Annotated in this window: 13 protein-coding genes and 1 CRISPR repeat array; of the genes, 2 read left to right on the top strand and 11 right to left on the bottom strand. The window is 62.5% G+C overall.

What is annotated here, in order from left to right; all coding sequences use genetic code 11:
* The first annotated feature begins 123 nt into the window (after positions 1–123).
* Positions 124–966, top strand: coding sequence for a recombinase family protein (locus BKY27_RS18950; protein ID WP_071676031.1), 843 nt, complete (start codon positions 124–126; stop codon positions 964–966).
* A gap of 492 nt (positions 967–1458) precedes the next feature.
* Here BKY27_RS18950 and BKY27_RS18945 read toward each other — a convergent pair whose 3' ends face one another.
* The 11 genes from BKY27_RS18945 to BKY27_RS18895 all read right to left on the bottom strand — a co-directional run bounded on the left by BKY27_RS18945 (position 1459) and on the right by BKY27_RS18895 (position 12025).
* Entirely contained in the window at positions 1459–1656 is a 198-nt protein-coding gene (locus BKY27_RS18945; protein WP_071676030.1) for a hypothetical protein, read from the bottom strand.
* A gap of 662 nt (positions 1657–2318) precedes the next feature.
* On the bottom strand, positions 2319–2519 hold the full coding sequence (locus BKY27_RS18940) for a hypothetical protein (protein ID WP_146636312.1): 201 nt from the start codon (positions 2517–2519) through the stop codon (positions 2319–2321).
* Positions 2516–2863 (bottom strand): XRE family transcriptional regulator, encoded by a 348-nt coding sequence (locus tag BKY27_RS18935; protein WP_233491912.1) that lies wholly within the window; start codon positions 2861–2863, stop codon positions 2516–2518. The genes BKY27_RS18940 and BKY27_RS18935 overlap by 4 nt, the downstream gene beginning before the upstream one ends.
* Positions 2864–3257: 394 nt before the next feature.
* Positions 3258–5179: direct repeats of the CRISPR family, unit length 29 nt; unit sequence CGGTTGATCCCCGCGTGTGCGGGGAACGC.
* Between the two features lie 87 nt (positions 5180–5266).
* Positions 5267–5551 carry a type I-E CRISPR-associated endoribonuclease Cas2e gene (cas2e, locus tag BKY27_RS18930; RefSeq protein ID WP_071676027.1) on the bottom strand — a complete coding sequence of 95 codons (285 nt, stop codon included), beginning with the start codon at positions 5549–5551 and terminating at the stop codon, positions 5267–5269.
* A complete protein-coding gene (gene cas1e / locus BKY27_RS18925; protein WP_071676026.1) occupies positions 5532–6473 on the bottom strand; it encodes a type I-E CRISPR-associated endonuclease Cas1e in 942 nt (313 codons plus the stop codon). The genes cas2e and cas1e overlap by 20 nt, the downstream gene beginning before the upstream one ends.
* 1 nt (position 6474) lies before the next feature.
* Positions 6475–7143: a type I-E CRISPR-associated protein Cas6/Cse3/CasE gene (cas6e, locus tag BKY27_RS18920; protein ID WP_071676025.1), complete on the bottom strand. Its 669-nt coding sequence runs from the start codon at positions 7141–7143 to the stop codon at positions 6475–6477.
* On the bottom strand, positions 7140–7838 hold the full coding sequence (cas5e, locus tag BKY27_RS18915) for a type I-E CRISPR-associated protein Cas5/CasD (protein ID WP_071676024.1): 699 nt from the start codon (positions 7836–7838) through the stop codon (positions 7140–7142). Before cas5e ends, cas6e begins: the two co-directional genes overlap by 4 nt.
* Positions 7831–8889 carry a type I-E CRISPR-associated protein Cas7/Cse4/CasC gene (gene cas7e, locus BKY27_RS18910; protein WP_071676023.1) on the bottom strand — a complete coding sequence of 353 codons (1059 nt, stop codon included), beginning with the start codon at positions 8887–8889 and terminating at the stop codon, positions 7831–7833. The genes cas5e and cas7e overlap by 8 nt, the downstream gene beginning before the upstream one ends.
* Complete coding sequence (gene casB / locus BKY27_RS18905; RefSeq protein WP_071676022.1) at positions 8886–9389, bottom strand: type I-E CRISPR-associated protein Cse2/CasB; 504 nt, start codon at positions 9387–9389, stop codon at positions 8886–8888. Before casB ends, cas7e begins: the two co-directional genes overlap by 4 nt.
* Positions 9386–10864: a type I-E CRISPR-associated protein Cse1/CasA gene (casA, locus tag BKY27_RS18900; RefSeq protein WP_071676021.1), complete on the bottom strand. Its 1479-nt coding sequence runs from the start codon at positions 10862–10864 to the stop codon at positions 9386–9388. Before casA ends, casB begins: the two co-directional genes overlap by 4 nt.
* A 186-nt stretch (positions 10865–11050) precedes the next feature.
* Positions 11051–12025: a hypothetical protein gene (locus tag BKY27_RS18895; protein ID WP_407668428.1), complete on the bottom strand. Its 975-nt coding sequence runs from the start codon at positions 12023–12025 to the stop codon at positions 11051–11053.
* On the opposite strand from BKY27_RS18895, the gene BKY27_RS18890 reads away from it, so the two are divergent.
* Positions 11915–12187 carry a hypothetical protein gene (locus BKY27_RS18890; RefSeq protein WP_071676019.1) on the top strand — a complete coding sequence of 91 codons (273 nt, stop codon included), beginning with the start codon at positions 11915–11917 and terminating at the stop codon, positions 12185–12187. The two genes, BKY27_RS18895 and BKY27_RS18890, sit on opposite strands and share 111 nt — an antisense overlap.
* The last annotated feature ends 47 nt before the right edge of the window (positions 12188–12234 follow it).

Here is a 12234-nt window from a genome sequence, read left to right as displayed (position 1 = left end):
ACCCAAACCGGTCAGCAGGTGCAACGAGTAGCTTGATTTACGCCAGATCCTGTCCAACCGATGGGGAGTAGCTCAGAACCTCGACGCTATAAGTCACTGTATAATCATCTAGAGGAGTAAGACGTGAACGCCTACAAGCAGAAGTCCATCGTCGCCGCCGCCATTGTTGCACCCAGTGTCCCTCGCCTCTTCATCGCCTACCTGCGTGTGTCATCCGATGGTCAGGGTGAAAGCGGAGTAGGCCTTGCAGCACAGTTGGCTGGCATCAAGGAGTTTGTAAAAGCCCGAGATGGTCAACTTCTTTTTATTTTCGAGGAGGTGGCATCTGCTCGAGGCGCGAACAACATGTCTCGGCGCCCGCGCCTCACAGAAGCACTCAAGGCCGCTGCACAGAAAGGTGCCACCTTGATAGTTTACGACTGGGAGCGTCTCACGAGGGCCGAGTCCGACAGGAACGCCATTACCGCCATCCTACCTGCGGATCGTATCCAGTCGGTCCGAGAGGACGAACTCTTAAGTAGTCTATCTGCGCCCGGTCGCCTTGCCTATGCCCAGAAGCGTGGTGAAGCCATCTCGCGGTCGACAAAGGAGGGTATGGCGCGAAAGAAAGCGCTGGAGGGCGTGACATTCGGCAACCCTGAAATAAAGAGCTTGCAGCCGAAGGGAACCGAAGCAGCGCGGGAAAAGGCACTTCGGTTAAGGGAGGCTGTGGCGGATGTTCTCGAAAAACACGGCGGGCTCGATCACGGCCTGTCCAATCACGAACTTGCCGATATTCTGAACAAGCGCGGAATGCAGACAGGGCAAAACAAGCCTTTTACGAACCGCACCATTGTGGGCCCTCTAAAAGGCGCCGAGGAGATCCTGACGCAGCGGCTGAATACCTGTTCCGGCGCAACGCAAGAAGATGAAAATTCCACAGAGGAGGAGCATGAAAGGCGCCCTGCCTACTGGGGGCGCTTCTGAATCGGCTCTTCCGGCATGCTCGATCTGGAACAGGATCTAGAAGGCGATTGGCAGCGAAGGTCCGGGGTGGAATGTCGTCTTTGCCCTGGATACGTGCATTGCGAACCGCCGCACTCCGATCATCGGCACGGGCAGAATTGATCCCCCACTCTCGGCGGCACCAGAACGCATCGGGATCGAGCTCAGTTGGTTTTCCTAGGACTTCCATCTGGTCCGAGGAGGGATCCGCCCACAAACGGGTGCGGAGCTGGCCATTCCTCTTCCGGCGGCGTCTTGCAACCTAGACATTGCGATGGCGAGAGCTGTGAGATTTCAGCCTACCTTTGGAGGCCGCCAGGCTAAGCCTTTGCCATTCGACTCGACACGGTATGTTCCCTGATGGCCATTCCACGTGAACACATCAGCAGGGTGTCGGACTGAGCAAGCCGTTCCAGTCAAGGAATTCTTGCAGCAGACAGGCTTCGAATGAGCTCCGGCAAAATGTCCCCGTGCTCAAATGCTTCCCTGATCCCCATTGTCGGGTGTGGGAAGATTGTTTAACTCCAAGATCGCCCGTGAAAACGAGGTTTGCAATCGCTGCATGTTTTCAGCCATCCAGCGCGACATGCCTGGCCAGACCGCCTTGCGTGCCAGAATATCGGCCGAGAAACTCTCGACCGCGACCTCAGTGCCGACAACTTCGAGCGGCACCCAGATCGCCCCGGACAGATGGTCGATGTTCTCTGCTAGCCAGGGCGTGAACTCTAGGGCTTCGTGCGCCCAGGCATCTCTAAAGGGAAAAATCGGTCAGGCGGTCGAACTCTATGTCACTCATGCTTCACCTTGATATGTCGACAATCATAAGAGAGGCATTATCCGTAGATCACAGCGGCAGTCCACCGAAGAGCGGCGCGTTGCAATCCTGCCGTTCAACCTTTCACGCCCTTTTTAATGCGCAAAAATGCACATATCGGGCCAATCTGCGCGCCAGCGCACATGACCTCCAGCTGTTCGGGTGCTCGCCAGAAACCCCAATACCCGTTAGTCCATGATGTCTACGGCGCTCGGTAGTCCACCTTCCGAACCTGCCAATGTGTGAACCGATCGATCACGAATGCACTATTTTTTTGTTTTGCGTGGATTTGGTAAACTTTCTCCCGAAAACCCTTGTTTTATTGACCTTGGCCTCTTTGCTTGGGTTGCATATTGGCTCGAAAAGGTAACATCCCGAGCTCCGAAGTTTACATCTTGGGTGACAACCGGTCCCAGTAATGTTGACGAAAGTTGACATCCGGTTGACAGATTTGGGCTCAGGAAGCCTGCCACGGTGCAAGCCGAAAATTGTGGCTGACTACCCATTATGGCGGGATTGATCACACATCCGGCGGATGTGGCGGTATTCTTTCACAATCATCCATCCAAGCCCGTCTCAGGGCCTGCACCATAAGAAGGTCGGGCGCAGGATCCCGGTCATCGGTGATCACCCGAATGAGCGTGATCCAGGCGAGTTCGTTCTCTGTCATGGGCCGTTCCGCCCGCAGCCTGAAGCCCACGGCATTCATCTCCTCGCTCATTTGCCGAAGATCCCCCTCAGTGCGGTGCGTGACCGTGCGGTGAGCCTGGGATCGCCGTTCCCGGATGCGTCGCGGATCTCTTCGATCCAGTCCAGTTCGTTCCGCGTGACCACGGTGCCGAAGATTTCCTCCACCGCGCTCAGGGTCGTCTCATTGCCACCCTGCTGCAGCGCGAGCAGGAACAGCCGCCGCGCATCGCAGTCGAGCGCCTTCGCCAGAGCCGGCACCCGATCAAGCGGCATCTTGGTTCGGCCCGATTTCAGCAGGCTCATCATGTTCGGGTTCGCGAACCCCGCCTCGACCGCGATATCGCGCTGGCTTTTCACCGTCTTCAGTTCCAGCACTCGCTTTATCAAGAACCGTGAAAAGGCGCTTCCCTCATAGGGATTTCCATTCGTCATGCTCGTGTTTCTCCGTATGAATGCAGCGTTTGACTGATTCAGTTATACGGGTGGCATCGACGGGAATGCTGAGGGGATGGGTGGGGATAGCGCTACCCTGAACCTGCCATCCGGATAGTGTGTGACTGTCCATGTGCTTTGTTTGTGCAAAGGAAGATATCGAGCGTCCGCCTCATGATCGGTGAAAAAAAGTAGCAGCAGAAACGTTAGATCTAAGGTATCTCGGTTAGTCAAAGCAACTTACTGGATGTCATGCGCTAACCTAAAACCGGTATGACTGGCACCGGTATCCGGCGCCCTATCGGATCTTGCGGTCAAGCACGGCTTGCAGCGCCCTCGGTTGATCCCCGCGTGTGCGGGGAACGCATCGTCGTCAGAAACGCGGCGGGCGAGGACATCGGTTGATCCCCGCGTGTGCGGGGAACGCGGCGTTGCGGCGGGTGGGGCTGAGGTTGCCGACGGTTGATCCCCGCGTGTGCGGGGAACGCTGCCTCCATTTCGCGCAGGACCTGCCGGGCGGCGGTTGATCCCCGCGTGTGCGGGGAACGCATTTCGGCAACCCCTACACCAAGCGAACCAGCCGGTTGATCCCCGCGTGTGCGGGGAACGCTCTGACAGGGTCTCCTCTGGCATCCGGTATCCCGGTTGATCCCCGCGTGTGCGGGGAACGCGCATCGCAGCCCATAGGCCGGATGTTGCGGGCCGGTTGATCCCCGCGTGTGCGGGGAGCGCGAAGACGCGGTGAACGTATTCATGGAAGAATACGGTTGATCCCCGCGTGTGCGGGGAACGCACTATCTTGAGAACGGAATGATAGACCAAGCGCGGTTGATCCCCGCGTGTGCGGGGAACGCGGAGGCACTAGCGGACAATGCGGAATTTTCTGACGGTTGATCCCCGCGTGTGCGGGGAACGCTGACCCATTACCGCATGCGTGTCAGACACGGCCGGTTGATCCCCGCGTGTGCGGGGAACGCGGGGCCGCGCGTCCCGACTGAGTTGCGCCAGCCGGTTGATCCCCGCGTGTGCGGGGAACGCGTCCAATGGAATTTCAAGGTCAATCTCCCTTCCGGTTGATCCCCGCGTGTGCGGGGAACGCGCGTATCAATTTGTCACGTGGGGGTCAACCCGCGGTTGATCCCCGCGTGTGCGGGGAACGCGACATGAAAGACGCGGGGGCGCGGGGCTACTACGGTTGATCCCCGCGTGTGCGGGGAACGCGACTACATCGGCCTTGCCGCCCATGATTTCGACGGTTGATCCCCGCGTGTGCGGGGAACGCGTCAATGACCATTGCCCCGCAAGAGCTTACTGCGGTTGATCCCCGCGTGTGCGGGGAACGCCCGTTTTTAGAAACGGACGGCTGCGAAGTCACCGGTTGATCCCCGCGTGTGCGGGGAACGCCGAGATCGAGCGCGCCTATGCCGAGGTGGACGCGGTTGATCCGCGCGTGTGCGGGGAACGCCCGGGGTTTGGCGCACTGCGATTGTCGATTGGCGGTTGATCCCCGCGTGTGCGGGGAACGCTTAGCCTAGGCGCGATCTACCTGCTTCTGTTGCGGTTGATCCCCGCGTGTGCGGGGAACGCCGACAATCTTGGAAACATCAATATCGAGAACGCGGTTGATCCCCGCGTGTGCGGGGAACGCTGGACGCCAGCGGCGACAAACGAGGCGGGCGACGGTTGATCCCCGCGTGTGCGGGGAACGCACCAGCCGACAAAAGCAAGCCCGCCCTGTCATCGGTTGATCCCCGCGTGTGCGGGGAACGCGTAAGCAGCCGCCGCCTCGATCCCCCGCGCATAGGTTGATCCCCGCGTGTGCGGGGAACGCTCAGCGGCGACAAACTTGCCATTGCCTGACATCGGTTGATCCCCGCGTGTGCGGGGAACGCTTGGGCAAAAGGCTGCGGGCGGGGACATGTCCCGGTTGATCCCCGCGTGTGCGGGGAACGCCCGCCGAGGCGGTGCGTGAGGCCTCGCAGGGCCGGTTGATCCCCGCGTGTGCGGGGAACGCGACACACCACCATACAGCGTCACCGTCTCCCGCGGTTGATCCCCGCGTGTGCGGGGAACGCGGGCCATGTCGCCGCAAGAGTGGTTCTGGGAACGGTTGATCCCCGCGTGTGCGGGGAACGCGCTGCTAGTGGCCACGTCAAGGCGATATTTGCGCGGTTGATCCCCGCGTGTGCGGGGAACGCGTCGGGGGCCGGGCTTTCGCCGGGGCCAGATGCGGTTGATCCCCGCGTGTGCGGGGAACGCCCTTTGCCAGAAACCTCTGAAAGCACACAATTATTCAATTGTCAAAGAGCATACCGATATTTTCCGGTTTCCGGTCGATGCCGAGATTCACCCTTTTGACGGAAGGAAACGGATCAGTTTCAGCCCGTCGAAATCTTCTGGCATACGGCGGTTCTGGCCTGCGGTGGCGAAGTCGAAACCCTGGTCGGTCGGTGAGTGCCAGACGATCACGGCGTCCCCTTGCTCGATCCCGCCGAGGACCTGATCCCAGATCCTTTCCCGGGTGCGCCCGGAGTAGTCACCGACATAGACCCCGGCTCGGATCTCCAGCAACCAGGCGGCGAGACGTCCTCGCAGCCGGGGCGGAGCGCGGCTAACCACGATGACCATCATCGCCACTTCCTTGATTCTCCTCGAACGCCGGAGCGACCGCATCGGGGGGCGGCTCGGGCTTTGGCAGGTCGCCAGCGGTCAGGACCTCTTCGATCTGCGGGATGATCTTCGACAGAAGCCCGGTGCGGCGGAACGCATCGCGGCAGGCCAGCCGCACCGCCCTGTCGGGCGCCATGTCCAGCTTGCCTTTCGCTGCCTGACCGGCCACGCGAAAGGCTTCGGGCACCACGGTCTGCAATTTCCACAGATCGGCGATGTCGTAAACGAAGCTGCGTGGCTTGCCGCTATGCAGGAAGCCGATGGCAGGCGCATATCCGGCTGCCAATATCGCGGCCTCGGTCAGCCCGTGCAGACAGGCCGTCGCCGCCGACAGGCACCGGTTGGGGATGTCGCCCGCGTCCCAGTCCTTCGGATCATATTTCCGGCGCGCCCAGTCCACCCCGAATTTTCGCGCCAACAGCGCATAGCTTTCGCGCACACGAACGCCCTCGATCCCGCGCAGCTGGTCGATGGAGCGGCGCAGCGGCGCGTCTTCGCCGAACCGGATCTGGAACATCCGCCGCACAATGCGCAGGCGCGCGGTGTCGTCCAACGCAAGTTGCGCCTGCCACAGAAGCTTGTCTGACCGAGCACCGCCGGGTTGACCTGCCGAATAGAGCCGCACACCGCCTTCGCCAACCCAGGTGATCAGCGTTCCCGTGCGCGCCGCCAGGGCCACCGCCGCGTGGCTGATCCGGGCTCCGGGTTCCAGCATCAGGCCAGCGAGGCCACCCACGGGAATTTGCGTCACGGTGCCATCGGCATTGACGGCACAAAAGGCGCCATCGCGCACATCAAGCTGCGCGCGTTCGACGAACACGAGCTGCGCCCTGTCCTTGAGCGGGATCGGGCGTGGTGGCGGCAATCCGGGAGGATGGGCCATGTCAGATCCGCCGGATCAGCATCAGCCCGCAGCCGAAGCTCTTGGCCCGCCCAAAGCCCTGCGCCAGCTTGGCGAGGAAGGCATCCGGATCGGTGACCGAGATCTCTCCGATCAGGTCGAGAATCCCGAAACGCCGCGCGTCTTTCCGGCCCTTGGCCCCGGGTAACGAGACAGTGCTGTAATCCTGAACATCGACCTGTTCGGCTGCAAAGCCCGCGCGCACGCCCTGCCCATCCATCCAGTCGCGGGCCGCTTGACTGGCCCGGACCATGCGCTCGGCCTTGCGCTGGTCGCGGGGAAGGCCGTGCAAGCTGTTCATGACCACATCGACACGCTGTCGCGGGGGGCCGCGCAATTCTCGGGTGGCATTGGCGCGCAGCAGGAAGGACAGACGATCGCCAGATCGCAGATCGGGCGCGTGTTCACGGATGTCCGGGGGGTCGAAGAACGGGCTGTGACCCGGTGGGCGCGCAGATTGCACAAGGAAGACCCCGTGGCCATCCGCACGCCAGAGGAAATCGCGCCGCGCTGAAGGGGAATCCGCGAAGAGCGACCAGATCAGGCGGTGCTGCGCATCGGTGCGCGGGCCGACGTCGTCGGGGTCGAGAAGCGCGTTGAGCGCTGCAACTTCGGGTGCGCGCGACAGGCGCAGCCGCGACAGATACATCATGACGGCACCTCCTGTGCGGACACACCCGGATGAGCGACATCATAGCGGCCCGGCCCGAAGTGCCACAGAAGCCGATCCAGCGCCCGGTCATGCCGCGTTTCGACCCGCGCGGGGGTGCCCAGGTCGGTGCCATGCTCGGCCACGATCTCGATCATCTGCCGCGCGCCGATCCAGGGGGGCAGGCGCAGATGGCCAAGGGCCACGGCCGGGTTTTGCGCCTCGACCACCTGCGGATCAAAGGGCGCCGAGAGTGGGCAGGACTTGCGGCCCAGGAAGGTCTGGAACACAGGCCGCTTCAGGGCCCGGGCCAGCAGCGGCAGGTCGCCGCCCCAGACAGCAACGCCGAAGACGCAATCGCAGCGGTAGTCCCGGGAGGTGAGCGCGGTGTTTACCTTGCGCCCGGCATCGCGCAGCGCCTGAGGCCGGGACTGAGGCTGCTTTACTGCTGCACTCGGCACCGTCTGAACCGTATGGTAATCGCGCAAGGGTGTGGTCCGTCCAAAGCTGGCAATCGCCAGCCCCAAGGCATCGAGATCGGAAAAATCCTGATCTCGCCGACGGCCAAGTGCGGCCCCGATGGTGCCAATCACCGCCGAGTGACCCGGCAGGCCGAGCGTGCCGCGCCGGTCATGGCCACCGAATTCCCCCATCGACCCGATCGAGGCGACCAGCTGAAAGATCAGGTAGTCAGGCATCGGCTGAAACGCCCCGCACGGCTTCGGCAGCGAAACCGGCGATTTCGTCGAGGCTGCCCACGCCTTCGGCGACATCCATTTCATTCACCTCGCAGGACAGGCCATAGGCACGGTCGAGGCGCTCGGCCATAGCCGTGAGGGCGGTGACGCTGGCGCGTTCATCGGGCGCAACCGCTTGATGGAACGCCCCCGACAGATCGCGCGGCTGGTCGGACCCCCGCTCGACCCGGATATAGCCCGCCCTCGGGTGGTGGGCATGGCTGTTCTGCTTTCCTTTCGGGGTCGCCGTGGCCAGGGCGCAGGCCAGCGAGGCAAGGCCCCGTTCGGCAAGCGCCCGGTCGCCGTTCAGATTCTCGATCAGCAGATCGACATTCGCGCAGGCATAAAGGTAGTAGACCCCCGACCCGAATCCATGTTCGCCGATATGCCCCGCGCCCGCATCGTCATCGCGCGTCTTCAGGTCGTCGACGGCCGAGAACCAGTCATCCTGCACCTGGGCGCGATGAGTCGTGAAGGCATGAGCAACCTGCACCGCCGCATCGCGGTTATATTCCGGGCTTTCGGCCAGCATGCGCCCGAACATGGCAATGTCCACGGCCCCGTCGGCACGGCGCAGTAGGACATTCCTCAATTCCTTTTCCGTCGGGAGCGCCTCGCCCGCCACGGCTTTCGCCGCCAGTTCCCGGGCCATCGCCCATTCATCGGGCGAGATGAAAGCCAGGGTCGTGGCATTGGTGGAGCCCTTTTCCAGCTTGGAAAACGCAACGCCAATATCCGTGGCGATCTTCTCGGCCTGGGTCTCCTCGACACCCTGATCCACCAGTTCGGTTTTCAGCTCGGTGGCCAGTCTGCGGGTCCGGGTGCCGGTGTGACCGGCCAAATCCTGCATGAAGTAACTGCTTTCCCGCACTGCCCGTTTAAGCGATTGCGACGAGATCCGCAGCCGCGGGCTGCCTCCGATCAGCGCCTGTTTGGGGCGGCCCTGATCGTCGCGGTTGGGGTTGGACAGCGGATAGGTGGTCAGCATGTGGAATTGAACGAAAGTCGTCATTGGGCGGATTCCTTGGATAAGGCAGTCTTGGGGGGCTCGGCCCCGTAATAGTCAAAGCACCAGCGGGTGCGGATCGCGTCGGACCAGAGTAGAACCGACTCGCCCAGATGCGCCACGTTGGCCGCATGGCCTGCCATCTCCAGGGCGCGGCGCAGGGCGGCTTCCAGTTCTTCGCCCTCAGACCTCACCAGCCGTTCGAAGCGCAGTTGGGACATGATCGGCGGATCGCCGGTGCCAAGGCGTCGCGGCAAGCTACGCGGGCCGTGATCGCGCACATGGGCCAGAACGCGCGCCAGCCTGGCAATCCGGGCGCCATCACGCAGCCCCAAATGATGCGCCAGATCATGCACAGGGCGTTCGCACAAGACGGTGACATCATCGCCGCGCCTGAGCCGTGCCGACAGGCCCTTCTGCGCGCCAGTCGTGCGCGCCCCCAACTCGGTCGACCACCAGCCAAGGATGATCTGCCCGGGCCTCCGTTCGCTGTCAGGGTTGCTCATGCATCGACCTCCTTTTGCAACTGCGGTGTCGGGTCCGGCGGGGTCAGGTCCAGTCCGGCCCAAAGCTTCTTGCCCGCCGCACCGTGCCCTTGCACCAATGATCTCAAGCCCCGATGAGCTGCCACGATCTGGCCTGCCTTTTCCATCTTTCTGTCGGCCAGCCCGGGCAGGGCCAGCGCCTCGAACTGGCGCAGCGCCTGGCGACCGATCGCCGCCAGGAAACCGAGCGAGATCGCCGCCGTGTCGAACACGGCCTGGCTCAGCTCCGCCAGGGCTTTGGTGAAATCGGCCTCGGTGTCGGACCAGAAACGGTCAAGCTCCGCCTCACGTGCGCTGCCTTCCTCGACAATCACCGTCAAGGCGCGGCGCAGACCCGAGGTCACTGTATCCGCCGCAACAATCAGCGCCTCCGCCCGCGCCTGCGCCGCCGCGTCGAAGGACAGAAGCGGCAGCTCGGCCCAGAGGAAATCCTTGGGTTTCATATTGTCCATTGCCCACCCCGCCGCAATCATGCGCGTCGGGGCGCGCGCGAACCTGTCGAAAACGCCGTCGATCGAGGTGGCGCGCAGCCGAAGGTTGTCACCGGGCTGCGCAAGGACGGTCCCGGCCCAGTTTCGATAGGGCAATCGCCCGCCGGCCGGGTGGCGCGGAAGCAGTTCGGCCCCTTCCTTCATTCGATAGTAGGGGGTCAGCGGATGCCGCCACAGCGCGTAATTCGTGCCGTAGGGACGCTGCACGACGCCGGTGATCCGATCGTCTCCAACCAGCCGCAACCGGCGCGGCATGCCAAAGAACGCTTCCACCGGATGCGCCTGCGACGGCGTGACCTGCTGCGCTTTCTCCGACGTGCGCGTTCCCCGCATCCAGGGCAGATCACCTGCGCTGGCGGGCTGGCCGAACGGCACATTGGCCCAGACCAGATCCCAGAGCCCCGTGCCGGGATCGACAAGCGTCACCAGAGGCCCGCCACCGCGCATGGAGGTGCGATTTCCGGCACCGCCGGCTGGCGCGAATTGCTGGAAGGCATAAAGAGCCATGGCTGCCAGCGGCAGATCCAACGCGCCATAGCGGTCGCGATGCACCATCAGATCGGCATTGTTCTTCGCCGCATTACCACCCGCAGAATCGATGAACAGCATATCTGTCGATGATGGCGCGCCGTTCAGGTGATCCCTGTCCTGCAGGAAGCGTGGACCGTCGCCGAGAAGGTCGAAGGCAGTCAAGAAGGCGGACAGCCGTTCCTGCAACAAAGCCTGGTCTGGCCGATTATGCGCCCAGTCCCGCAGATTGGTGGGCGGGCAGGTCATGAACACGAGCCCGACCAGAAACTCGTAGCAGGCAAGGTTGAGATCCGCGCGCGGCCAGTCCGGGGCAGCGATGGATGGATCAGCCATCTGATGCGGCGCAATGACCCTTGTCGAGCCATCCTCCATCCTGACGGGAATCCAAGAATTGGAAATCAGATTTAAAGACATTCAGCCATCGAGCAGAGTTATCGGAATGAGCACATTTCAATAATTAGCTTCCTCCTTGAAGCTTGGGATTGTCAAAGGCTTTTTACATCGATTCCAGACATCAAAACGAATGGAGCGGAATGGCGACGCCTCCCCGAAGAAATGACCTAAAAAAAGACGCGCAACCCCTGTGGGGATCAAACTCTATCATGCGGCGCGCGAAGATCCGCAGAGCAAACCACGTTCCGGATCATAGGAAAGCCCCTCGCAGATCATCCCATCTTCACTGACCGGACATAACGTCAGACGTGCCTGCATCCAGTCCGGCCAGTCGCGTTTCACGGCGCGGATCTCTGGACTGGATTGATCGGGAAGCGGCAATCCCTGCACACGGTAGGCGGCAATGCTGACCTCTGACAATTGGCGGCTGTGCGCGCTCCAGTCGACCCCCTCCAACGGACAAAGCCCCGCCGTCGCCTGGCGCGCCAGAACCAGCACACGCTGTTCGCGCCCGAGCCGGGTCGGGAAGTCTGCATCTTCGGAAAACCCTTTGATGTTCCTATAGGTGGCATCCAGGTCGATCAGGTTTTGCCGTGCCAGATCGGTCTGGGCGTATCCCTGCGCCTGACGCTCGAACTCTGCCTGGTGCAGCGCTTCGGGCAAGTCATCGCCAGCCAGACCCGCCTCGATCAAGTCACGCAAGCCTTCCGGCGCGTTGATCACGCCGACCGAGAACAGCGCTCGCGCTGCCCGCCATTGCAAGTCCAGCGGATAGGTGAAGGCCCCCCTGTCCAGCACCCCGCGCAGCCAGAGCGCATCGGCCACCTGGTCCGGATCGGGGGACAGAACATGCAGGACAGGCGCAGGACAGGCGCGGGTTTCAGCAGGGCGACGGTCCATGTGCCGCCACAAGCGGCCTGCCCGCTGAACCAGCGCCGGGATCGGAGCGAGATCCGAGACCATCACGTCGAAATCAAGATCGAGCGAACTTTCAACAACCTGCGTCGCAACCAGCACACGGCCGGGCCGGGCCTCGCGGGTTTTGCCGAACCGGGCCAGAGCGGCAGTTTCATGGCGCATCCTGTCGACAAGGGCGAACCGGGCGTGCAACAGATCAGCCGCGACGCCACGATCCCGCAAGGCCTCTACGGCGGCAATCGCATCATCTACGGCATTGCGCACCCAAAGGGCAGCCGCGCCCTGGTCCGCCGCGGCCGCCAGCAGGACGATGGCGTCTTCGGGTCTAGAAAGGCGCGAGACCTTGACCGGGCCGCGCCCGTTGACGGAACCGATGCCCGTAACCTGCCGGTGCCCCCCAAGTTCGACAGCAAATCGACTAAGTGATTGATATTGTTATGGCAGGATTCGCCATTGTGTGACTACCGAGATGT

Source organism: Nioella nitratireducens (assembly GCF_001879715.1).
Taxonomy (GTDB): domain Bacteria; phylum Pseudomonadota; class Alphaproteobacteria; order Rhodobacterales; family Rhodobacteraceae; genus Nioella; species Nioella nitratireducens.
This window is presented reverse-complemented; position numbering and strand designations above follow the sequence as displayed.